General features: G+C 50.6%; 19 protein-coding genes. 9 read left to right on the top strand and 10 right to left on the bottom strand.

The annotated features are described in order from the left end of the window. Positions 1 to 71: 71 nt before the first annotated feature. On the top strand, positions 72 to 257 hold the full coding sequence (locus tag MN202_RS07175) for an ATP-binding protein (protein ID WP_418334106.1): 186 nt from the start codon (positions 72 to 74) through the stop codon (positions 255 to 257). A 3-nt stretch (positions 258 to 260) separates the two neighbouring features. Here the strand turns inward: MN202_RS07175 and MN202_RS07170 are convergent, their stop codons facing one another. Then, positions 261 to 1,712 (bottom strand): HDOD domain-containing protein, encoded by a 1,452-nt coding sequence (locus tag MN202_RS07170; RefSeq protein ID WP_335735413.1) that lies wholly within the window; start codon positions 1,710 to 1,712, stop codon positions 261 to 263. 396 nt (positions 1,713 to 2,108) lie between these two features. Between MN202_RS07170 and MN202_RS07165 the strand changes: the two genes are divergently transcribed. Both MN202_RS07165 and MN202_RS07160 read left to right on the top strand, forming a co-directional pair. Beyond that, on the top strand, positions 2,109 to 4,520 hold the full coding sequence (locus MN202_RS07165) for a tetratricopeptide repeat protein (protein WP_335735412.1): 2,412 nt from the start codon (positions 2,109 to 2,111) through the stop codon (positions 4,518 to 4,520). A gap of 50 nt (positions 4,521 to 4,570) precedes the next feature. Continuing rightward, positions 4,571 to 4,996 (top strand): hypothetical protein, encoded by a 426-nt coding sequence (locus MN202_RS07160; RefSeq protein ID WP_335735411.1) that lies wholly within the window; start codon positions 4,571 to 4,573, stop codon positions 4,994 to 4,996. 28 nt (positions 4,997 to 5,024) lie between these two features. Here the strand turns inward: MN202_RS07160 and MN202_RS07155 are convergent, their stop codons facing one another. Next, on the bottom strand, positions 5,025 to 5,789 hold the full coding sequence (locus MN202_RS07155) for a substrate-binding periplasmic protein (RefSeq protein WP_335735410.1): 765 nt from the start codon (positions 5,787 to 5,789) through the stop codon (positions 5,025 to 5,027). Between the two features lie 258 nt (positions 5,790 to 6,047). Between MN202_RS07155 and MN202_RS07150 the strand changes: the two genes are divergently transcribed. Continuing rightward, complete coding sequence (locus MN202_RS07150; RefSeq protein WP_335735409.1) at positions 6,048 to 6,818, top strand: LytTR family DNA-binding domain-containing protein; 771 nt, start codon at positions 6,048 to 6,050, stop codon at positions 6,816 to 6,818. A gap of 162 nt (positions 6,819 to 6,980) precedes the next feature. After that, a complete protein-coding gene (locus MN202_RS07145; protein ID WP_335735408.1) occupies positions 6,981 to 8,945 on the top strand; it encodes a TonB-dependent receptor in 1,965 nt (654 codons plus the stop codon). Positions 8,946 to 8,949: 4 nt separating this feature from the next. On the opposite strand, the gene MN202_RS07140 is transcribed toward MN202_RS07145, so the two are convergent. Together MN202_RS07140 and MN202_RS07135 are read right to left on the bottom strand one after the other, a co-directional pair. Next, on the bottom strand, positions 8,950 to 9,519 hold the full coding sequence (locus MN202_RS07140) for a DNA-3-methyladenine glycosylase I (RefSeq protein ID WP_335735407.1): 570 nt from the start codon (positions 9,517 to 9,519) through the stop codon (positions 8,950 to 8,952). Positions 9,520 to 9,539: 20 nt separating this feature from the next. Then, positions 9,540 to 10,748 carry an amidohydrolase gene (locus MN202_RS07135; RefSeq protein WP_335735406.1) on the bottom strand — a complete coding sequence of 403 codons (1,209 nt, stop codon included), beginning with the start codon at positions 10,746 to 10,748 and terminating at the stop codon, positions 9,540 to 9,542. A gap of 278 nt (positions 10,749 to 11,026) precedes the next feature. Between MN202_RS07135 and MN202_RS07130 the strand changes: the two genes are divergently transcribed. Continuing rightward, a complete protein-coding gene (locus MN202_RS07130; protein ID WP_335735405.1) occupies positions 11,027 to 11,788 on the top strand; it encodes an MBL fold metallo-hydrolase in 762 nt (253 codons plus the stop codon). A gap of 33 nt (positions 11,789 to 11,821) precedes the next feature. Here the strand turns inward: MN202_RS07130 and MN202_RS07125 are convergent, their stop codons facing one another. The 5 genes from MN202_RS07125 to MN202_RS07105 all read right to left on the bottom strand — a co-directional run bounded on the left by MN202_RS07125 (position 11,822) and on the right by MN202_RS07105 (position 18,623). After that, on the bottom strand, positions 11,822 to 12,637 hold the full coding sequence (locus tag MN202_RS07125) for a class I SAM-dependent methyltransferase (protein WP_335735404.1): 816 nt from the start codon (positions 12,635 to 12,637) through the stop codon (positions 11,822 to 11,824). Between the two features lie 167 nt (positions 12,638 to 12,804). Further along, complete coding sequence (locus MN202_RS07120) at positions 12,805 to 14,289, bottom strand: SulP family inorganic anion transporter (protein WP_472511565.1); 1,485 nt, start codon at positions 14,287 to 14,289, stop codon at positions 12,805 to 12,807. Positions 14,290 to 14,363: 74 nt separating this feature from the next. After that, positions 14,364 to 15,899 (bottom strand): Ppx/GppA phosphatase family protein, encoded by a 1,536-nt coding sequence (locus MN202_RS07115; RefSeq protein WP_335735403.1) that lies wholly within the window; start codon positions 15,897 to 15,899, stop codon positions 14,364 to 14,366. Further along, on the bottom strand, positions 15,896 to 18,025 hold the full coding sequence (gene ppk1 / locus MN202_RS07110) for a polyphosphate kinase 1 (protein WP_335735402.1): 2,130 nt from the start codon (positions 18,023 to 18,025) through the stop codon (positions 15,896 to 15,898). Before ppk1 ends, MN202_RS07115 begins: the two co-directional genes overlap by 4 nt. Positions 18,026 to 18,116: 91 nt before the next feature. After that, a complete protein-coding gene (locus MN202_RS07105) occupies positions 18,117 to 18,623 on the bottom strand; it encodes a glycine cleavage system transcriptional repressor (RefSeq protein WP_335735401.1) in 507 nt (168 codons plus the stop codon). A 305-nt stretch (positions 18,624 to 18,928) separates the two neighbouring features. Here MN202_RS07105 and phoU point away from each other — a divergent pair, with 305 nt between their 5' ends. The 3 genes from phoU (at position 18,929) to MN202_RS07090 (ending at position 21,756) form a co-directional block, all read left to right on the top strand. Continuing rightward, on the top strand, positions 18,929 to 19,639 hold the full coding sequence (gene phoU / locus MN202_RS07100) for a phosphate signaling complex protein PhoU (RefSeq protein ID WP_335735400.1): 711 nt from the start codon (positions 18,929 to 18,931) through the stop codon (positions 19,637 to 19,639). 152 nt (positions 19,640 to 19,791) lie between these two features. Further along, positions 19,792 to 20,469, top strand: a complete 678-nt coding sequence (locus MN202_RS07095; RefSeq protein ID WP_335735399.1) for a TIGR00153 family protein — start codon at positions 19,792 to 19,794, stop codon at positions 20,467 to 20,469. Between the two features lie 18 nt (positions 20,470 to 20,487). After that, positions 20,488 to 21,756, top strand: a complete 1,269-nt coding sequence (locus MN202_RS07090; RefSeq protein WP_335735398.1) for an inorganic phosphate transporter — start codon at positions 20,488 to 20,490, stop codon at positions 21,754 to 21,756. 64 nt (positions 21,757 to 21,820) lie between these two features. Here the strand turns inward: MN202_RS07090 and MN202_RS07085 are convergent, their stop codons facing one another. Then, positions 21,821 to 24,064, bottom strand: a complete 2,244-nt coding sequence (locus tag MN202_RS07085) for a S8 family serine peptidase (RefSeq protein WP_335735397.1) — start codon at positions 24,062 to 24,064, stop codon at positions 21,821 to 21,823. Between the last annotated feature and the right edge of the window lie 156 nt (positions 24,065 to 24,220).

Genomic DNA, 24,220 nt, shown 5'->3' with positions numbered 1-24,220 from the left:
TTTCATGCAGAATCTCCTGCGTTTATGTTACGAGAAAATTCTACTTTTGACGTCAGTTATTTTTAGGGGGTATTACCGAAGCCCGTGCCCGCAACACTGGCGGCACTGGTCTGGGCCTGGCGATAGTGAAACATGTACTATCGCGCCATAACAGCCGTTTAATGATCTTTAGCGAGCCGGGTAAAGGCAGCAGTTTTTCTTTTACCCTGCCGGCTGAGCTGGTACTGGGCAGTACGCCGAAGCGGTCACGCAGCTAAGCGTTAGCGCGCTGCGTTCAGGCTCAGGCACATATTTAGCTGGTCGCACAGAAAGCAAAACTGGCGGTAGTCATCCTCATCAATGCTGTTACGCTGTTGCAAGCGCTGCGCACTGATAACGCCTATAACCTTGTCATGAATTTTCACCGCAGTCAGCGCCATAGCGCCGCGTTGCAGCAAGCTTTCAGTTTGTTCATCAACGTATTTGCGCCACTGCGGTTGCGTAGCATCATTTACCAGCACAGCTTGCGCCTGGGTTACCACCAGGCTAAACAGGTTTTGCGCCGGCACTATGCTAACCGAGCGGCGGGCGGTGTTGGGGGCACCGGCACTGTCATAGGCCGAACGCGATTCCAGCCGGCTTTTGTCAGCAGACAAGATCCAGAAGGCGCAGTTATCAAAAGCAAAAATGGCCGCAGATTGTTGCAACATAGCACTGAGTAACTCACTGATATTGCCGCGACGCATGGCTAATTGCTGCAGCTGTTGCATCAGTTGTAACACGGCGCTGTCGCGGTTTAGAGGCTGCACCGGCGTGGCCAGATTTACAAAGTCGGCGTCGGTCGGCAGGGCGCGGATATGGCTTTGCAGTACATCGGCGCCATAGGAGTGCAGCATATTCAGCGCCAGATCACGGCATTGTTTAATCCGCTCTTTTAGTTGCCGTGGCTCTATCTTCATTAGCCGGGCAATATCCTGCAGCAGCTTGTTAAAGGCCGCTTTGTTTGGCGGTGGGGTATGGATTGCCGCGCTTAGCTGGTTTGCCAGACTAATAGTTTGCATTTCCAGCGTGCGGCTTTGTGGTTGATCCAATGCTTTTACCAGCAATTCACCCAGATTCCAGGTTCTGGCTAAGCTGGCGCTGAGTTCAGCAAAATTAATGCCGGTTTCTTCACGGCAATACTGGCTAAATTCTGCCTGTGGCAAGGCGCTGGCTTGACGGATCAGCTCGGCGCACAGCGGTGAGCCGCTACTCCAGAAAGCGGTTTCCCCGATATGGTATAGCATCGCTGCCAGGTAAACCTCTTCTTTGGTATCTTCTTGGTGATCCGGCAGCATCATCCGCGCCAGCAAGCCGGCATAAAACGCATTGGCCATCAACATCAGTAAGCGTTCGTACACCGGCGGCAGTAAATTTTTTGACTGCAGCAACGCATCAAGGATCTTCGAGGTAAGACAAATGTTTTTCACCGCCTGTATACCCAGCACTATAGCCGCACGGGACACCGTATTAACGCGGTTAACCGAGGCGTGATTAATAGTGTTGGCGACCCGGAGCAGGCAGGATGACAGCGCCTGATCATGCAAAATTGTTTGGCTAAGCTGCGGAATGGATGACACATCGTCATTGGCAAACTTGTCCAAAGTACGCGCCATAGAGGTAATAGCGGGCAACTCGTGCTTCACCAGTAACTCGGTCCAGTGCGCTGCGGTCTGCTGCCGGATTTCTGCCATTGCTGTACTGCCATAATTCAGGTTTTCACTGCTAGATCATAGTGCAATACCGCTTAAATGCGAATGTAGCAACATTGTAACTTGTTGTATTAACAGCAAAACCTAATTCAGCAACGGGTCGTGCTAAGGCATAGCGGGCTGCGTCAAGGTTGCAGGCCGGTGCGCTGTCAGCGCCAGTGCGGCAAAGACATAATTTAAGCCGGTGGTGGTTAAATGCTGCTGAAATGTGTCTTTATGTCTGCCGGTGTAAATAGATGTTTTTTAAAGGCTGCCTTTGCGTGAAACTATTTCTATCGCGTTGCTTTTACTGGCATTTGCAGCTTTTTTGACCATACTTGGTCAGGCTTTTCCAGCACGCTATTGGCGTAATAACAGAGCAAAGCAACTCAGGTCATTGTGGATAATCAGGGACTTTTTACCGCACCACCGGCTGCAGATAACACAGTGCTGTCACTTGCCGCACTGCATGCTGGTTTTTGTCTTGGTGAGGTTACGATACTACCGGCTCAGGGCTTTGTGGTGGTGCACGGTGAGCACCGCCATGTGTCTGCCAAAGCGCTGGAGTTACTGCTGCAACTGGCAGTGCAGGCGCAAAATATTGTCAGTCAGCAGCATTTGCTCACCGCTGTTTGGGGTGATGCCAATGCTGCCAAGGTTAATCTTACCCATGCTATTAGTGAACTGCGCCATGTGCTGGGCGATGCCAAAAGCTGTCCGGTATTTATTCAAACTTTGCCCCGGCGCGGTTATCGTCTATTACTGCAACCTGGCCCACTTAACAAAACGGCTGGCCTAGCGCCGCTGGTTGAGCGCCGTGGCCGTGGTGGTGCGGTAACGGCAAAACATCGCTTCTGGTTAATCTCACTCTTTCGCGGCAGTCGTTTGTTTAGTGTCAGCGTGGCGTTTTTGGTCAGTGTCTGGTTATTTATTCAGGTAATGGCCATTACTTTTCCACTGCTCAATATTTCTGCCACCGGTATGAAACTGACGCTGCTTATCCTGCTGATTGTATTCCCGTTGGTATTACTGATCACCTGGATCGTAGATTTGCGCGAGCGGAAAAAGCGCCTGGCACAAGCTGATCATCCGGACAAGCAGCGTTACTGGCGCCGGCAATTGCTGCTTGAACTTGGCTTTTTGTTATTGTCTTTTAGCGCCGTTGGCTTGCTGGCGCATTCGGTTAAATCGGCCATGGAGGCTGACGTAGCGGGGCAGAGCACGGCGGCAATAGTGCCGACAGACAGCGCCGTGATTGCCAATGCGGTGGCAGTGCTGCCATTTCAGTTAACCGCCGGCAGCGAGATTGAAGATTACCTGTTGGACGGTATCCGTCAGGAGTTGTTGTATTCACTGACCCAACTTAACCAGTTTCCGGTGCTGGCCGATCGGGCCATGCAGGCCACTACTGATATCAATAATTATCAGCAACTCGCCGCCCAGCTGCGGGTAGAGTTTCTGGTAGAAGGCCGGCTCAGTACTACTGCAGACCAACTGCAACTGGAAATTTCTGTGATTGAAGCCGCTACCGGCGTACGGCGTTGGTCAAACCGGCTTAGCCATAACCGGCAGGCGTTACCGGCGCTGCAGCAAGAACTGCACCGGCAGGTGCAAAATGCCTTTGCCCTGTTATTGCCGCACAACGGGCCGGCTTATGCCGGTGCCGAATATCGTATTACCGGCAATTTTGCCGCTTTTGATGCTTATATGCAGGCGCAGCAACGGTTAAAAAAATTCGATGATATTGCCAGTTTAGACCAAGCCGAACAGCTGTTGTTACAAGCGCTGCAGGCCGATCCTGATTTTGCGCTGGCGTCTGCCGCGTTATGCAAAGTACATCTTGATAAGTATATGGTCAGCCGCAGTGTGACCGAGTTCGAGCTGGCCCGGCAGGCTTGCCAGCATGCTGGCGGACTGCAGGTTAATCAGGCTGAAGTTGCCGCCATTCTTGGTGATCTTTACCGTGTTAGCGGGCAATACCCCGAAGCCATGGCCCGCTACGAGCAGGCGTTGGCGTTAAACCCACGCTGGGTCGATGCGCTAAGCGGTAAAGCCTTAGTGCTAAAAGCCAGTGGCAATAGTACTGAGGCCGAACAGCAGTTTAAGCGGGCCATCGAGCTGGAGCCCGGCTACTGGCAAAATTATATGCTGTACGGCGGCTTTTTATATGAGGCCGGTCAATTCAGCGCCGCAGCACGTCACTTTGAGCGCGCCGCCCAATTAAAGCCCGGCAGTACTGAGGTGTTAAACAGCCTGGCGGCGGCCTGGTTTTTTAGTGGCCAGTTTGAACAGGCTATTCTGGCCTGGCAGCAGGTAGTGGAGTTATCGCCGGTCGCGCAATCATTCTCTAATCTAGGCACGGCACATTATTTCAATGCCGATTATCAACGGGCAGAGCAGCGTTATCGCCAGGCTTTAAGCAACAGCGGCGATGATTACACCATCTGGACTAATCTTGCCGATGTATTGGCCGTGCAAGCTGGCCGCCGGCACGACGCCTTGCCGCTGTATCAGCAGGCGTTGCAACTGGCGCAGCGTAATCTGGTGGTGGACGCCCAAGCGCCGGCGTTATTGTCACAAATCAGCCGCTTGCAATCTGAGTTACAGCAATGTGATGCCGCGCTGCAAACCGAGCTGCAGGTACAGGCGGCCAATCAGGCCGATTTCTATGTGTTTTACGATCTGGCGATTGCCAACTTCAACTGTGCGCGTAGCGAACAAGGTAGTGCTTATGTGCGGCAAGCGATCAGCCTGGGTTATCCGTCTGAGCTGGTGGCAGTTGATCCAAAAATTCCGCAAGCCGGCTATTAGCCAGCTGGGATAAAAAAGTTGTATACCTATCATTAAAAAGGAGTTTTACGATGAAATTATACCTACTGATACTGAGTTTATCTTGGTCTGGCCTGATTTGGGCAGCAGATAAAGATCAGGCGCTGACCATAGTGGCAGAACAGGTAGACGGCAAACACTGCATTAAAGAAATTGCCGCACCGGCGAACGACAATTGTAAGCAGGCGGACGGCAGTCGTGATAAATGTGACGGCATTAAAAACTGTGTCTGCGGCAAAGCCGATAAGCATATAGAATGGCAAAGTGCCGATATAACTGACTATACGGTGTATTTTTATGCCCAGTCGCCGTTTAAAGACAATTGTAAGTTAACCTCTAACAACAGAGGCAAACTAAAATGCCGCATTAAAGGCGACGCCGAAGGCAGTTACGATTATGGTGTAAAAGTGCCAGGCTGCGCCGATTTTGATCCGCGCATTATCGTTAAACAAAACTAATGATGGCCAGCCTGACAGCGGGTAAAAGCTAGGGTGCTGAGGCGCTGTCAGGGTAAGGAAAGCGTGCTTCAAGCACCTGGCGGGCGTTGCCGATATTAAACCAGAACGCCTCAACCAGTTGTTGGTTTTGCTGATAATACTGCTGATTAAAAACCAAAAACCATTTCTCAACCAATAGGTTATCGCTGCTGGCGGCAATTTTGTCGTCAAGTTGAAGCTGGCGCAGATGATGCATACCAATAAAACGCTCGACGCTGTAGCCATCCAGTTTGCCATCAACCACCATTTGTAGACCGCTATTCAGGGTAAATTTATACGGGCTGAGCCAGCCTTTACTTTTTAACCAGTCTTCAATGATATAACCCAGTGGCGCGCCAATACCGAACTCAGGTTGGTAGTGTTGTAACGAAAACGGTCTGGCAATGAGGCTAAACACCGGATACTGTGCTCGCCACAGATAGCGCTCAGATTGTTGTACGCCGCTTTCTTCATCCGGAAAGCGAAACTGCTGCGCCCGTTGAGCTGACCAAATCATCGCCAGCGTGGCGTTAAGCTGATTTTCTTGTACCATTTTCTGGCATCTGAGCCAGGGAGCCTGTTGAAACTGCAGGTTCATGTTCAATTGCGATGCTGCAAGCCTGAGCATATCAACCAAAATGCCTTTTGGTTGTGTACTGTTACCTGAAGCACTGATAAAGGGAGCTACATCATCGGTTTCATAGCACACAGTCAGCAAGGGTTGGGCCCGGCTTAACCAAGGCAACAGCAATAACAGCACCAGACAAATTTTCATAACTACCAGCCGGTTAAGTCAGGCCATCAACAGTGGCAGCCCGGTTCTAAAATCAGTTTAGCTGGGCTAAGTATTGTTGCCAGTTGGCAACAGCGCAACAAAAAGCGACCAGTACCGTAGCAGTGTAATAGCACTGTTGCAGCCTAAACTTTGTTTTAACAATACCGCGTAATTAAGTAATATAGCCGGGTGAATAAGCCCCCTTGCGTGCTTTTTTGGGGCTCTGGTAGATAATTTGGATTTGGATATAGAGGCGCAATGGACCAGCAATGTCGTAAAGAATGGTTAGTGTCCTTACTCGGTTGGAGTGGGGTGATCGTGTTCTTAAGCCTGATAGACAAGCTGCATGATCTCTGGGTGCCTGAAGACGATAAGCTGAATAATCATCCACTGTGGGCATTGCAGGAGTGGGGTTTATGGTTGCTGTTTACGCCGTTGTTGTTCCGGTTACTAAGCCAGGCTGCTGATAAACACCAGTTAACCAAGCGCCGTTATCTGCAAATTTGCGCACTACTATTTATCAATGCCATGTGGTGTCAGGCACTGTTTGATTTAATAGTGCTTAACGACAGCATTGCTTACAGTCTGTTGTATTTTGCCCCTGTGCATGCGTTGGCTATTTTTAGCTGTGCGTTTATCTGGCAGCGATATCTGGCCTTGCCACAAACGCAGCTGGTACAGGCAGACAACGCAGATTGCCAAATGCTGACTATTGAGCAGCCAGAGGGGGCTATGCAACTGCGCTTCGACGATATTATTCAGATTAACGCTGCCAGTAATTATGTCGAAGTCTGCACTGCTGAGCGTACCTGGCTTAAACGTGCCACGCTAAAAGACATCGAAACTCGATTACCGCAGCAAATGTTTCTTCGTACCCACCGCGCCCATCTGGTCAATATTCAGCATATCGCCCGTGTACGGTTAAAATCTTCCGGCAGTGGCTATGTCGAGCTTAAAAGTGGCCGGGTGGTTGCGCTCAGTAAAGCGCATAAACACAGCGTCAAGGCCCGTCTGCAGCAAGTGGCTTAATGTCGGCGCTGTTGACGCCCGCTTATCCCAGCCGGTTTTGACGGCTGGACGGGTCTGTCCATTCATCCCTAAAACCGCCCAATTACCCCTTTTAGCTTGAGCTTGCAGTTGGTGCTGCATTTAAATTGCGCTGATTGAAACTTAGTCACAGGATGTTTTGTTATGCGTGTTACACCGGGTCCGGCGTTATGTTTGTCACTACTGCTGTTGGCAACCTGGCCTGATATTACGACAGCGAAGGGGCAGGAAGTAAGCCAGTACAGCCAGGCCGATTTGCAACAGATGCCAGGGCAATCGGCGCTGGATATTATCAGCCATGTCGCCGGTTTTCAGTTTATTAACTCGAATAACCAGCGCGGGCTGAGTAATGCTGCCGGTAATATACTGATAAATGGCCTGGCGGCGATGAATAAATCGCAAAGCCTGGACCAAGTGTTGTCTGGTATTGCCATTGGCCAGATAAGTGCAATGCAGGTGTATTTGGCCGGCCACCCCTTTAACGCGGTAAGCCAGCATACCCAGGTGATTAATCTGCAACTGGATACGGCGGCGCAACCGGTTAACTGGCAAATAGCGGCGATGTCGCATGCTGGCCAGCAGCAGCCTGCTGCGCTATCACTGCAAAGCAATGTGCAGTGGCTGGGGTTTTTACACCAGTGGCAGCTGCGCGGTGAAAAAGCACTGTGGCAGTCTGATAGCGATTACTCTGAGCTGACACCTGCCGGGCAGACGTATTTATCGGGTAGCGAGCGTTATCGTGAAGACTATAACGATGCCAGCATTGGCGTTGTATCAGCGAAAACAGTGGCAGGAGCTCAGTGGCAGTTTAGCAGCCAGCTTATGCAGCAGCGGCAAAAGGAGTACTATTTACAATATTGGTCTGAAGCGGGGCAGCATGACAGCGGCCAGCTATACAATCGGAATAACCTACATCAGCTTGAACTGGGGCTGGATTGGCAGCAGCAACGCGACAGTGGCTGGGTGTGGCAAAGCAATGCTTTGTTTCGCCGCGAACTCAGAGCACATCAGGCAGTAAATGGCGGTGCTGCAAGCGGGCAACCTTATATACAGAAAAAACGCTCGACAGAACAAGCGCTGAAAATCAGTGCCAGCGAGCCCGGCTTAGCCTGGCAACCAGAGGTGGGACTGGAGCTGAGCTATAACCGGCTCAGTGCTAATACGGATAACGGGCAATCAGGATACAGTTCAGTAAATGAAATCCGGGCTGAACCTTACCTTGCCGGTAAAGTGCGTCTGGCACCGCAGTGGCAGTTATACAGCCGGCTGACGGCCGAGCAATCACGCTTGCAAAGCCACAGTACTGAGCGTTATCAGAGCAGCAATTTTTATATTAAACCGCTGCTGAAACTAAGCCACCATGGCGCTGGCGGCCTCAATTCTACCTATACTGCGCAGGTTAAAGTTGAACAATTGGATTTTAACGATTTTATGCCAAGCCAGGATGCGTACTACGACAGACAGCAATCAGGTAATGCCCGGCTAAAACCGGAGCACATAGTAGAGCTGCGCTACGAAGCCAGTTATGACGCGGCGAACAGCTGGGCTGCAAATGCTCAGCTACACTGGCAGAAAATCCGCGATACGCACGAATATGTGCAATTTGCCGATGCGAGCTGGGGCATTGCCAATGCTGGCAGCAGCACCGTAACCGGGGCGGATGTTAAGCTCAATCTGGATACCGGCTGGTTAAGTGACGACAGTGAGCTGATAGCCGAGTATGAATTTCGTCATGCACGCTATGCCGATCCACTGACCGGGCATCGCGGTTTATCCTGGATGCCGCGACATGTCGCCGAGGTTGAGTTCAGACAAACCGCTGCTGGCTATGCCTGGGGGCTGGTGGTTAACCTGGCCGAGCGCGAAACCGCGTTTTATCCGGATGAAATTTATCATGAGCAGCGTCTGGAAGCGGTGCAGCTATATCTGGAATTCGCTCTGCCCAACGGCATCAAGCTTGAGCTGGAGGTAGATGATCTGTTTGGCCGTAAGCGGCGCTATAAGCGTGATGTCTATGCCAGTGATCGCAGCGGAGCTTTAGCATACCGGTACTTCAGTCAGGAAAAAAACGGCACCAGCCTACAGCTGACGCTGAGCGGTGCCTTTTAACCGGCTAGCAGGTGCCTTTACGAAAACAATCATTGTGATGGTCATTCACCATACCGCAGGCCTGCATATGGGCGTAGATAATGGTTGAGCCGACAAACTTAAAACCGCGCTTTTTTAAGTCTTTGCTAAAGGCGTCAGACTCGGGGCTGATGGCGCGGTAATCGCTTGGGCCGGCAATGCTGTTTTGCTGCGGTTTGCCACCAACAAACTGCCATTGGTAATTACTGAAGCTACCAAACTCGCGCTGTACTTCCAAAAAACGCGCAGCATTATTAATAGCGGCCGCCACTTTTAAGCGGTTACGGATAATGCCGGGGTTTTGCAGCAATTCTGCCACTTTGGCGTCATCAAAAGCCGCAACCTTTACCGGGTCAAAATTGGCAAAGGCCTGGCGGTAGCTGTCGCGTTTTTTCAGTACCGTATACCAGCTTAAGCCGGCCTGCGCCGCTTCTAAGGTTAAAAACTCAAACAGCTTGTTGTCGTCATGCACCGGCACGCCCCACTCGGTATCGTGGTAGGCAATATAATCCGGTTTGCTTAAATCGACCCAGTGGCAGCGACACGGTGTATTCATCTTTTGTCCTTAATTTTTGCTTAGCTCTTGTTTAGTTCGGGCGGATTGGCTAAGTAATCCAATGCTAAACCGGTGAGCGCCCGTACGCCGTTTACCAGCGCCGCTTCGTTTACATCAAACATCGGCGAATGATTTGGCGGTACTTCACTCAGTGGCTTGCCCTCGGGCGAGATACCGAGAAAGAAAAACACGCCGGGAATTTGCTGCTGATAAAACGAGAAGTCTTCTGCGCCGGTTATCGGCTTAATGGCGGCTACGCCTTTGTCGCCGGCGGCCCACTGCAGGCTTGGCATGGCCCATTCGGTTAACGCCGGATCGTTCCAGGTTACGGCAGCAAAGTTGTGGACATGAAAGTCGGCTTCAGCGCCACTGGCTTTGGCAATATGTTCACTGGTATGCGCCATACGGGCGATTAAATCTTCGCGCATCTCGCTGTCAAAGGTACGAATGGTACCCTCAAGCTTTACGTCATCGGGAATAATGTTCCAGCGAATACCACCATGCACCTGACCAAAGGACACCACCGCCGGTGCTTTGGTGACATCAATTTGCCGCGCCGGGATCAGGTTTATCGCGTTAATCAGCTGGCCGGTGACATTGATAGGGTCGATACCGCGCCACGGGCTGGAGCCATGCACCTGTTTGCCCTTGACGGTGATCTGGAAACTGTCTGCCGCCGCCATAATGCCTTCGGTTTTTACCTGCAACTGGCCGCTCTCGCCGGGCCAGACGTGTAAGCCAAAAATGGCTGACGGGCTGGGGTTAGCAAATAAGCCCTCGGCCAGCATCATCTTAGCGCCGCCTTCTTCACCGGCCGGAGGGCCTTCCTCAGCAGGCTGAAATACAAACATAATGGTACCGGCAAGTTCGGCTTGCTGTTTGGCCAGCACTTCGGCAGCGCCCATCAGCATAGCAACATGGGCATCGTGGCCGCAGGCGTGCATCACACCGGTTTGTTGGCCGTTAAATTCGCTAACCACCTTAGACGCAAACGGCAAGCCGGTTTGTTCGGTTACCGGTAGCGCATCCATATCAGCGCGCAGTGCTACCACAGGGCCGGGTTTGCCGCCTGTTAAAATACCGACCACACCGGTATGGGCGATGCCGGTGCGTACTTCTAAACCGAGTTTTTCCAGGGGCGCTGCTACCTTGGCGGCGGTACGCACCTCACGGTTGGACAATTCCGGGTGCTGGTGAATATCGCGGCGCCAGCTAATCACTTTTGGCATCACCTGTTCTATGTGTTTCGTTAGCTCTGCTCGTGCTTCGGCTGAGACGACGGGGGAATGTAGTAAGGGCAAAAGTGCCAAGCTGACTTTTGCCAAACGTGCTCTTGTCAAACTTACTCTTGTCAAACGTAGAGGTGACCAGCGCATAGTGACTCCGGATGATTGCATTGCGTACTACCATAAGCGCCGTTTAACAAAATGGCAATTGCTGCTGGATAATTGCCGTCAGCTTAGGTAATGTCGGACCAGTTGCTAACGTTAAGGCTTAATGCAAATTAATGCAGTTACATATTCTTAAGGGCTATATTCAAAACGTTTATCTTGCGCAGCAAGGCGACAGCTTACTGCTGCTCGATGGCTGCAGCCGGGCAGATATTGCAACAGTGTGTGATTACATTCAGCAACAATTAGCGTTGCCGTTAACTGCGCTAAAGCTGATTATGGTGACCCATATGCATCCGGACCATGCCGGTGGCGCACATAAACTCAGACGTTTAACCGGAGCCCGCATTGGCTGTCACCCGAAGGCCAGGCGCTGGTATGGCGGCTTACTTGGCCGCACTGCGCATCTAATCGATGTTGGCTTAACCTGGTGGGTAGCCAGCCGGCTGGGCAAACCGAAGCGGCATATCTGGTATAACCCGATTTTAAAGCCAGACTTGTTGCTACTGGATGAGCAACCCCTGCCGGGTTTCCCGGACTGGCAGGTGCTGTATACACCGGGCCATACCGATCATGATATTTCGCTGCTGCATACGCCGACTAAACAGCTGTATATTGCCGATTTAATAGTGTCGGTGAAGAAACGCCTGGTACCGCCGTATCCGGTGTGTCATCCGAATCAATACAAGCAATCGCTGAAACGGGTCAGCGAGCTTGCACCCAACCAGCTGTATTTTGCCCATCTGCCGCCGCGCGCCGCCGACAATATCAACTTTGATGCCATTTTGGCCCAGGCACCGACGTTGCCAAAAAACCACTGGCACTCAATGCGCAACCGCATTGCACATGCGCTGGGTCGGCAAACCCGCTCGCACTGAAATACGATTAGGTTTACCGTCGGTTAGCTGTGGTTAATTGGCTGGTTTTCTGAACTTCAACACCATCTGGTTTACTTCGCCAATGGCAATATACCTGGCTTTATCTTTTTCACCGCCAGCCAGGGTGGGAGGTAAAGACCAGATCCCCGCCGGGTGGTCGGCGCTATCTTGCGGGTTAAGCAGCATATCGCTGCGCGCTTCAAAGCTAAAGCCGGCTTGTTTGGCCAGATCTAACCATAGCTGCTCCGGCACATAGCCCGTTTTTTTCCAGTCGCTATCCAGCAGATGATCCGGCAGTTGTGGTGCCACTACGCCCAGCACGCCGCCCGGTTTCAGCGCCTGATAAAAGTTGGCTAAGGCGTGCTTAATTGAGGTTTCGCCGTCAAAGATGTAAAACTGATTACGGATAGACAACACTACATCGGCGCTGCCAGCCGGGGCGATAGCAATATCGGCCAGCGGCGCAAACTCAGTAACGCTGACATTTTTGTACACCGGGTGTGAGGCCAGTTTATTTTTATAGTCGGAGCGGCCTTTTTGCATATAGTCGGCCGGTAACAGGCTGAACTTGTCAGAAAAATGTGCGGCATACAATTTACCCTGCTCAGCCAGTAGCGGTGCCAGCACCTCGGTATACCAGCCAGCGCCGGGCCACACTTCCACTACAGTGCTTTGCGGTGTTACCTGAAAAAACGCCAGCGTTTGCTCAGGTTTGCGCGCGCCATCGCGTAGTTTATTCGCTTCGGTACGGGCTTCATGTTGCAACGCCTGGCTAATATCAGCGCTGGCAGTAAAGCTGGCCTGGCTTGCCAACAGTAACAAACTTACCCCTAACAGTTTAGTGAGCATCTGCAGTTCCTTTTGTGTGTCTGATCTATGTGAAAGGTAAATAAAATGTAACGTTATAAGCCTGTTTTTAAAAGTGATTTATACACTTGAACACTGCTGCAGGTAGTAATTAAGCATATTGGAACAAGCCCGGCGGGTGCCGGGCTTGGTAAATTTTGCCAACTGGATTAATGGCCCATTAACTTTTCCACATCCGGACGGTTGTGGATAGCAAACTTATCCACCAGGGTAGCGCTGGCTTCGTTTAAGCCAAGTAGCTCTACTTCGGTGCCTTCGCGGCGAAGTTTCAGCACTACCTTATCCAGTGAACTGATGGCAGTAATATCCCAAAAATGTGCTTTGCTGACATCAATAGTCACTTTTTCTACCGCTTCTTTAAAATCAAAAGCGCCGACAAATTGCTCGCTGGAGCTGAAAAACACCTGACCGACCACGTTATAAGTACGCTGCTGATTATTGTCAGACAAGCTTGAGCCAATATATAAAATCTGGCCGATTTTGTTGGCAAAAAACAGCGCACTTAACAGCACACCAACTAACACGCCGTACGCCAGGTTGTGGGTAAATACCACGACGATAACCGTGGCTATCATCACAATGGATGAACTTTTGGGGTTCTTGCGCAAATCTTTTACCGATGACCAGCTGAAGGTACCAATGGACACCATGATCATTACTGCTACCAGCGCTGCCATTGGGATCATGCCGACGTAGTCATCTAAAAACACCACCATCACCAGCAGCAAGCTGCCGGCCAGCAAAGCCGATAAACGGGTGCGGCCACCGGATTTAACGTTGATGACCGACTGGCCTATCATGGCACAACCGGCCATACCGCCAATTAGCCCTGAACCGATATTGGCAATGCCCTGGCCGACACATTCGCGGTTTTTGTCGCTGCTGGTATCGGTAAAATCATCCACTATGGTGGCGGTCATTAATGACTCTAAAATTCCCACTATCGCCAGCGCTAAGGCATAAGGGAAAATAATTTGCAGAGTTTCCAGAGTTAACGGAACGTCCGGCCAGAGGAAAATTGGCAGGCTGTCAGGCAGTTCACCCATATCGGCTACCGTGCGGATATCCAGGCCGAAATATACTGCTATGGCGGTTAGCACCAGAATACACACTAGCGGTGAAGGCACTTTTTTTGTGACATAAGGAAACAGGTAAATAATTGCCAGCCCCAGCGCCGTCATGCCGTACACGGTAGCTGTGCCGTAAGTGCCGCTAAGTTCGGGTAGCTGCGCCATAAAAATCAGTATCGCCAGGGCATTAACAAAGCCGGTTACCACAGAGCGTGAGACAAACCGCATTAAATTGCCAAGCTTAAACAGACCGAAAATAATCTGAATGACACCGGTGAGCAGGGTGGCCGCCAGTAAGTACTCCAGGCCGTGCTGCTTTACCAGCGTAATCATTAACAGCGCCATAGCACCGGTAGCGGCTGAAATCATACCCGGGCGGGCACCGGCAAAGGCGATAATGACACAGATAGCAAAAGAGGCGTACAAGCCAACTTTAGGGTCAACACCGGCAATGATGGAAAACGCAATAGCTTCGGGGATTAACGCCAGGGCAACGACGATGGCAGACAGGATGTCACCGCGCAGGTTAGACAACCAGTGTTGTTTCAGATGGCTTAGCAGCATAGCTTAAAATATCGGCAAATAAAAAGGCTGCGCAGTATACCGATTCAGCCCGGCCTTTGCCAGTAAAGGCCCGGTTAAGCCGGTATTGCGTCGCTAAGGCCCGGGCAATCCAGCACAAAGGCAATTTTTTTCAGGGCTTTTTGCTCCAGCTGTAAATCCGCCGCCAACAGACTTTGCTGTGCCAGCCAGTCGGCCGGCAGTTGTAATTGCAGATATTGATGGCCGGCCGTGGCCAATAAATCCGGCAGTAAATTATCACGCCGCTTCTGGTTTAACAGCACAGCTAAACGCAGTAACACTAACAGGTGTATTACCTGAGGTAACTGATACAAACTAAAGGCCGGTATTTCATCGGCACGTATTTTACGCCGGTGAAACCGCACCAGCGTTGCAATAAGCTGTTGCTGCTCCTGGTTAAAGCCGGGCAAATTAGCATTGTGCAGTATATAGGCCGAATGCTTTTGTACGCCGGACGAATTAATGTGCAGGCCGACTTCGAATAAGGTGGCGGCCCAGCCCAGCAGCATGGCATCTTCGTCGGCGAGCTGCCAGCTGTGGCGTACCTGGCTGAATAATGTCAGCGCGGTATGGCTAACGCGCTCGGCCTGTGCCATATCGACATCATAACGCCGTTGCAGGCTGGCGACGCTGTGCTCGCGAATATCCAGATGCTGCAAACGGTCGCTCATTTCGTACAGCACACCTTCACGCAAAGCGGCGTCGATATAAATCATCTGCTCTATCTGCAGTAAATTAAAGGCAGCAGTTAAAATAGCCAGGCCAGAGCACAACAGCAATTTACGATCGTCGGTTAAGCCTGGCAAATCTAACTGATAGCTGTTTTCCTGCGCCACCAGATGATCTTTTAACGCCAGCAATTGCGACAATTCCAGCGCGTTAGTGCTAAGGCCTAAGCCAACAATAATATCGCGAATGGTTTTAACGGTACCTGAGGTGCCTACTGCTTGCTGCCAACCCGCGGCTTTAAAGCTGCTGACAATAGGCTCAAGCTCTTGTTCGGCCTGCAAAATGGCGCGACTGAAGCGTTTTTCACTGATGCGGCCCTGCGGAAAATGCTGCAACGCATAGCTGACACAACCCATATTGCGGCTGCTTAGCCTAAGCGGGTGCAGGCCTTCGCCAATGGCAAATTCTGTGCTGCCACCACCGATATCCATAACCAGCCGGCGGCCGCTAAAATGCTCAAAATGCGCGACACCCTGATAGATAAAGCGCGCTTCTTCCTGACCGGATATGACTTCTATCGGAAACGGAAACACGGTTTTGGCGCGGCGTAAAAAGGTGGCGGCATTGCGTGCCCGGCGCAGCGTGTAGGTGGCGATAACCCGTACCGATTGCGGTGCAAACGGCGTTAAGGTATCGGCAAACTGCGCCAGTACACTTAAGCCGCGCTCTATCGCTTCTTCGCTCAGTACCAGCTGCTCGTTTAAGCCTTCGGCTAACTGGACTTTTTGCTTTTCACGATGCAGTAGCTGTATATCACCGTCTACCACCCTGGCTATAACCATATGAAAGGAATTGGAGCCAAGATCAACTGCGGCCATATAGGCCTGAGCTGGGTCGATTAATTGCTCTGCTGCATCATTCATTCTTCGGTGCTGTCTATTTGCTGGGTGCCGGGTGTAATACGGGCAAAGTAGTCATATATTTGCTGCTGCGAGCGAATACTGCGCTTATTGCCGCGTTTAACATAAGCATTGCTTTGTTTGGCATCAATGATACGAGCCTTTACGTTATCGCGCCACTGAATATCCAGGGTGTCTAAAATTTGCTGCTTTAACCGCACGGCGTAAATAGGTACACCTACCTCAACCCGCTGATCGATATTGCGCGTCATCCAGTCGGCAGATGATAAATACACATCTGTTTCACCGCCATTGTGGAAGACGTAAATCCGGGCGTGCTCTAAAAAGCGATCCAGTACTGAGATGATCTTAATATTCTGGCTTTTACCACTTAGGCCGGGCATCAGTGAACACATTCCCCGCACAATAATGCGAATTTTTACCCCGGCCTGGCTGGCGCGATACAGCAGGTCAACAATTTGCTGATCAACCAGGTTGTTTACTTTAAGAAAGATCTCGGCTTTGCGTCCGCTTACGGCAAAGTCTATTTCGCGTTGAATCAGCGCTAACAGGCGTGGCCGGCTCCAGGTCGGCGATACAATTAAATGATTAAACTGATAAGGTCGGTAGCTGTATTCAATAAATTCAAATACCTGGTCAATCTCGCTGGTAATTTCCGGATGGCAGGTAAACAAGCTCATATCGGTATAGATGCGGGCGGTTTTTTCGTTAAAGTTGCCGGTGCCAATATGGCCATAATGCATCACTTTACCGCGCTCGAGCCGGCTTATCAGGCACAATTTCGAGTGAATTTTAAGTGTGGTTAAGCCAAACACCACCTGGATGCCGGCTTCAGTCATTTTACGCGCCCAGTTGATGTTGTTTTCTTCATCAAAACGGGCTTTCAGCTCTACCACTACGGTTACTTTTTTACCGTTACGTACCGCATCTAACAGCGAGTGGATCACCCGCGAATGCTTGGCCACCCGGTACATGGTCATTTTTATGTGTGTCACTTTCGGGTCGAACGAGGCCTGGCGCACCCACTCAGTAAAATAACCGAAATTATGGTAAGGGTAATACAGCAGGATATCGCCGGCACGAATGGCATCAAAGCTGGTAGTGTATTGCTCAAACTCCAGGCTTTTCAGTGGCGGCATGGCCGGAAATTCCAGGCTTTGATGGCCAATATTGGGAAAGCCGATAAAGTCTTTAAAATTACGGTAACGGCTGCCAGGGATCAGTGAATCTACTGAGCTGGTGCCGAGTTGTTTGCTTAGTACTTTCAGCATTTGCTCGGGCATAGCAGCATCATATACCAGCCGCACCGGTTCTGATTTTAAGCGCTGGCGAATGCCCTTGGACATTTTGTCTATCAGGCTTTGGTCCAGCGTATCACTGATATTGTATTCGGCATCACGGGTCAGTTTTAACGAGTAAGCCTGGATCTGATCAAATTCAAAAAAGCCGGCAAATAAGTCGGCAATACAATGCACTATGACATCGTCAAGCAGCAGGATCTGACGGCGGTAATGGCCGTTTTTCTTGCGGGTATTTAAATGCAGCGGCAGTTCGATAAAGCGCGATAACTCATTAGTGGGCACCTGCACTATGGCGTATTGCGGCTTGCCGCTACCGGTCATTTCTACCATCAGGTAGGTGGTGTTATCTTCCAGCGCTTTGGGCAGGCTGACTTCTTCACCGGATAAAATCATCGGTGAGATATGTTTAATAACTTCATCGCGAAAATAACTTTTTACCCAGCCGGATTGCAGCTCACCCAGCTTAAAGTTATCAATTAATTCGATATTGTGTTTACGCAGCTCTAACTGAATATCCAGATAGATAGCATTAAAACGTTGGCCCAGTTGCAGCACCTGTTGCTGAATTTCCTGCAGCAGGTCTTCGGCGTCTTCCTGCTCGCTCGGCTGGTATTTTTTTAGCAGGATGCGCCGTTTTACGTCGGCCACCCGCACACGGAAAAACTCATCCATGTTATTGGAGTAAATACCCAGAAAACGCAAGCGCTCTATAGGTGGGTTGCGCTCGTCGGCCGCCTCCTGCAGCACCCTGCCGTTAAATGCCAGCCAGCTAAGTTCACGTGGGTAAGACGGGTATTCATTGACGGTGGTGACTTCGCGTAATTCCATAATCCAGCTCCCTGACTACTACTGGGTATTACTCTATGGCATTTTTATGACAGCAAGATGAATGCTGCCAGCAGCTGGCAGCAATTTACGCTTAGTTACTGTTTTCAACGTCAACGACGATATCGGTGGCAATAGCTTCCAGTGCTTTTACCACTTCGTCGCGGCTAAGACCGGGCGGCAGCTCAACAGTCGCCACCGCATTAAACAGCGGCACGCCCCAGTTAGGTGCGCTTTGTTTGCTACTTTCGAAGTGAATAATATTGGTGCCTTTGTGCTTAATTACCGATGATAACTCGCGTACTATACCTGGCCTGTCGTTGCCGGTAATAACAAACTTAAGTTGTTGCAAAGGATGTTGCTCAGCGGGCAGGCCGTGTTGAATGCGGATGTCCAGCTCATTGATAGACTCCAGCGCTGCCGTTAAGCCGGGTAAATCCTGTTCGGCAACTTCTACCTGCAAGATACCGGCAAAGTAGCCAGCCAGATGACTTAAATTACTCGCCATCCAGTTGCCGTTGTGGCTGCTAATTACTGTGGCCAGTTGTTCAACCAGGCCAGCCTGGTCACGGCCAATTAACGTAAGTACTAACTGCTTCATGTATTATCTTCCTGTAGTGCAACACTTAAGGAGTGCCTTTAGCGCGTTATGTAATAGTAGATGAAACTAACAACAGCAGAGTGTAGACCTGACTGTAACATTTTTAAATCAGTAACCGGCATTATTTGTAAATTTAATGAGTTAAGCGGGACTTTTTCGCTGCTACCAGACAACAGGCCGGGCGCTGGAAAAAAATCATCGCGCTGAGCTTAACTGTAAGTAGTACAGCATGATAGTTTTTGCCTATACTGCAGTTATTAACACTACTGCAGTTGAGTGTAGTGCGTAACCCCCCGGAGAGCCCTGTGGATAAACTAAATTTAACAAAACATATTTCCAGCTCCTTTAATGAAGAAATTGAAGAAGTGCGCAACCATGTCATGGCGATGGGTGGCTTGATTGAGCAGCAGCTAAATAATGCTCTGGCAGCTATTGCCAGTGCCGATGCTGAGCTGGCCCAATTGGTGATCGACACGGATTTAAAAGTTAATGACTGGGAGCTGCAAATCGATAAAGAATGCACCAGCATTATTATTAAACGCCAGCCCGCAGCCAGTGATTTACGCCTGATTATGGCCATTATGAAAACCATTGCCGACTTAGAGCGCATTGGTGACGAAACCCGCCGCATCGCCCGGGTGGCCCTGGAGTCATTTAACAGCGAACAGCAGGATTTACTGGTTAATTTGGATAATCTTGGCCGCCACGTTGGCCAGATGTTGCATGATGTACTGGATGCTTTCGCCCGTATGGATGTCGAAACGGCGGTGGCCGTACACCAGGAAGATAAAAAAGTTGACCGTGAATACGAGGCGATTACGCGGCAACTTATGACCTATATGATTGAAGATCCGCGTTCAATACCGAAAATTATGAATGTGCTCTGGTCGGCCCGTTCACTGGAACGTATAGGTGATCGCTGCAAAAATCTGTCTGAATACATTATCTTTTTTGTCAAAGGTAAGGTCGTGCGTCACAGCAGTGCCGAAAAACTGGAACGCGAAGCACGTAGCTAATTTAACGCCAGCTTTACTGTACATCTTTAACGCCCTGACTAGACTTCTGTGCAGGGCGTTTTCATTGTCGGTTCATTTTTCGTTTTTCTTGCGCTTTGAATGCCGTTACAATGCGCGCCGACTATCGTCAAACCAACTTACGGGGCCAGGCTATGCCAGCTAGTACTTTTTTGTCCGTGTTTGCCAAATCACCTATTAAGCCGATAGAAGAGCATATCCGCAAGGTGCATCAGGCAAGCGAACTGTTATTGCCATTTTTTGACGCTGTATATCAGCAGGACTGGGCAGCAGCTGCGGATGTACGTAAACAAATCGTGGCGTTGGAAAAGGAAGCCGACAAATTAAAACGCGAAATTCGTATCAACCTGCCGCGCGGACTGTTTTTGCCGGTAGATCGTACCGACATTTTAGAGTTAGTGTCGCAGCAAGATAAAATTGCTAATAAAACCAAAGATATTACTGGCCGGGTATTGGGTCGTGAATTGCTGATCCCGGCGAGTTTGCAAGACGGCTTTAAAGCCTATGTACAGCGTTGTATTGATGCTACAGCACTGGCCAGTGAAGTAATTAACGAGCTGGACGAGCTACTGGAAACCGGTTTTCGTGGCCGCGAGGTAGATCTGGTTATTAAAATGGTTGAACAACTGGATACCATTGAAGGCGACACCGATGACATGCAAATTAAACTGCGCAAAGCTTTACGCCTGGCTGAGCAGGAACTGAATCCGATAGACGTGATGTTTTTATATCGCACCCTGGAATGGGTAGGTGACCTGGCCGACGTAGCGCTTAAGGTTGGTTCACGTCTCGAAATCATGCTTGCCCGATAATTATAAAAGGTTTTCCAGATGGATATTTTACAATCATACGGTTTAATTCTGGTTATTATTGCTGCCGTATTCGGTTTTATGATGGCCTATGGTGTGGGTGCTAATGATGTTGCCAATGCCATGGGTACCTCAGTGGGCTCTAAAGCCCTGACGATTAAACAAGCGATATTTATTGCCGCCATTTTTGAGTTTGCCGGTGCTTATTTAGCCGGTGGCTCGGTTACCTCGACTATCCGTGGTGGTATTACCGACGCCAGTTTCTTTGTAGATACGCCGGAACTGATGGCCTACGGCATGATAGCCGCGTTACTGGCAGCCGCTACCTGGCTGATTGTCGCCTCATACTTTGGCTGGCCGGTGTCTACTACCCATTCTATTGTCGGTGCCATTATCGGTTTTGCTGCCGTTGGTGTCGGCATGGAAGCGGTGCACTGGGATAAAGTCGGCGGCATCGTTGGTAGCTGGATAGTTACCCCGATGTTGGCTGGTGTGCTGGCTTATATGTTTTTTATGAGCGCACAGCGGCTGATCTTTGATACCGACAATCCACTGGCCAATGCCAAAAAGTACGTGCCTTTTTACATGGCATTTGCCGCCTTTGTAATGACATTGGTAACGGTACAAAAAGGCTTAAAGCATGTAGGTTTACATATCAGCACGGCTGAAGGCTATTACATTTCGTTGGCGATAGCGCTGGTAATTGGCGTGCTCGGCAAAATGGTGATCAGCAAATTAAAGTTTGACCCGGCAGCCGATAAAAAAATGCAGTTTAATAATGTTGAACGCATTTTCGGTGTGTTAATGATCACTACAGCTTGTTGTATGGCTTTTGCGCATGGTTCTAATGACGTGGCCAATGCCATAGGGCCTTTGGCTGCAGTAGTCAGCGTGGTAAGTAGTGGCGGTGAAATTGCCAGCAAAGCACAGTTAGCCTGGTGGATCTTACCTTTGGGTGCTGTCGGTATTGTTATTGGCCTGGCGACCCTGGGTGCCCGGGTAATTAAAACGGTAGGCACGGCTATTACCCATTTAACGCCAAGCCGTGGTTTTGCTGCTGAGTTATCTGCAGCCTCAACTGTGGTTATTGCTTCAGGCGCTGGTTTGCCCATCTCGACTACTCAAACTCTGGTGGGGGCGGTACTGGGAGTCGGTTTAGCCCGAGGTATCGCAGCACTTAACCTGGGGGTAGTGCGTAATATCTTTATCTCCTGGATCATTACATTGCCGGTTGGTGCCGGTTTGGCAATCATATTCTTCTATATTCTTAAAGCCATATTCAGCGTCTGACGCTGTATGGATTGAGTAAATAAAAAGCCCTCATACCGAGGGCTTTTTTGTGCCTGTAAGTTGCTTAAGGCTGGTATTCACTTACCAGAGTAAGGCCGCTAACCGCGCGGAAGCCATATAATGACATATGCCAGACACCGGCTTGCGGGTTGTTAATGACGCAGGTTTCATTGTTGCCGTTTTTATTTGGCCGGCAATCGTAGCTGCTGCTACTTGGCTGGCTGCCATGCTTGAGGTATAAGTCGGCATCACCTTTGCCACCGCTTATGGTTACGGTTAACTGTGCCATACCGGCCGGTACGTCCAGCGTATAATGCTGCCAGCTGCGGCGCGCTATGCTGATATTGCTGATGGTTTCGCCACCGGCATCAGGCACATCGGGCGCGGTAAAGCTGCCGGTCAGATTAACGTCGGCAAAGTCGGTGTAACCAATCAGTTTGACAAAGTAACTGCCTGCCTGCACCGGATCGATGACACAGCTTTCGTCGTTACCTGCCTCATAAGGCCGGCAATCCCAGTCTGACGCTGTTGGCTCGCTGCCAAACTTAACGTACATATCGGCATCGCCGCTACCGCCATTCATCACGAAAGATAAATTGGTTGCTCCTGCCGGCACGGCCAGCGTGTACAGCAGTTCTTCGCCGCCAGCACCGGCAATACCGCTTTGGGCTTCACCGTTTAGCAGTTCAGTAGCACCCGGTGGTGGTGGTGGATCAACAATATCGCCGTCACAACCAAATTGCGTTAGATAATCGACTGCGGCTTTGCTTTGTACCAGACCGTGGCCATAGGAAGTATCGCGGCCCGGCGTGCCCAAATCTTCAGAGCTGGCTGCCAGTGCACTGCGAATTTGCGCATTAGTACATTGTGGGAAATGGCTCCATACCAGAGCAGCGACAGCGGCTACGTGCGGCGAAGCCATCGAAGTACCGCTCATCAGGCCATAGTTGGCCGCGCCGGAAAACAGACTGGCATTGTTGCCCAACTCGGTCATCAACACTGCACCATCTTCCTGCGATATGCTCACTGCCGCAATGCTGGTAGTAGGGGCATCGCCTAAAGTACCGCTGAAATTGCCAGGTTCATTGTTATAAATAATGGCACCAATGCCGCCACCGGCTTCACAGGATTCGACTTTTTGGCTAAAGGCCACTTCGCCGCGCTGGATCAGGCAAATTTTGTCGGTGACGTCGCTGCAGCTGGTTAAGCCTAAACCGCAATCTGCCAACTCTGCCGTTAAGTCGGCAGTACCTGAGTTTTCCAGCGGATTGGCGCTGTAAGCCATACCGTTAACTGTCAGGCTGGCGTCCAAAGCGGTGCCGGTTGGGTAGGTACTGCGCACATCTACGCCGGGGCCGGCCAGCTCAACCTGAGCATTGCGCTGGGAAAAGTCAGCATGGGTTTTAGTGTCATCAACTGCTGCTACAGAGACCACCGAATCGTACGAGGCCGGGTACGACAGCGAAGTATTACCGTCGTTACCGGCTGCGGCAATCAGCAATACGCCGGCGTCAAAAGCGGCTTGCATCGCATTGCGCTCGGTGGCGTTAGAACCGGCACCACCTAAGCTCATATTGATTACCGTTGAGCCATTTTGCACGCAGGTGTCTACCGCCTGAGCCAGGGTAGAAGAGTAGCCCCAGCCATCATCATTAAACACTTTAACAATATGCAATTTGACGTTGCCATTGGGTAACACACCCAGTACGCCCACATCGTTATTTAATGCCGCTATAGTGCCGGCTACATGGGTACCGTGTGGGCCGCCGGCGTCAAACCAGTTGCCGGTGCCAATATCGTTACTGCCGCTGATGTTGGCGTCGTTAAAATCTTCATGCGGCAAGCCCAGACCAGAGTCAATTACGCAGACCGTCTGGTTGGAAGCGAATTGGTCACTAACCTGATCGGCCTGCACCATGGTGTAGCCGTACGGCACTTGCTGCGCCATCGGAAAGCGTGGTAAATCGGCTTCAATAAAGTCTACTGCTGGATCTGCCTGCAGTTTTTTTAATGCTGCAGCAGGCAGGTCGGCGGCGATAGCATTACGCTGGGTTAAAACATGGTGCACTTTGGCACCCTGCTGGCTTAACTGCAGGCTGATATTTTTCAGTGTGGTTGCTCTGGCCTGCTTAGCGGCGCCGGCCAGCTGAGATTTGCTTTGCTGTTGATCTTTATAAGTCACGATATAGCGATGTTGGCTGGCTTGTTCTGCCGCCTGTTTAACCGTGTCGTTCGCCAATGCCTGATTGACAGACAGTGCCAGCAAACTTAAGCCTGCCAGCAGTAAAGTGTTATGTGTTCCGGACATGTTCACCCTCCAGGTGATTGTTATAGTTGTAGCCAGGGTTCCTGCTGCATGCGTACGGCACGGCTCGCCTGCGTGGAGTGGTTAACTGAAAGGTATACTGCTGAACAGTACCCGCGGTGAGGTTACCGCGATGGGATATGTTGAATACATTTCGGT

Source organism: Rheinheimera muenzenbergensis, from assembly GCF_036984005.1.
GTDB lineage: Bacteria > Pseudomonadota > Gammaproteobacteria > Enterobacterales > Alteromonadaceae > Alishewanella > Alishewanella muenzenbergensis.
This window is presented reverse-complemented; position numbering and strand designations above follow the sequence as displayed.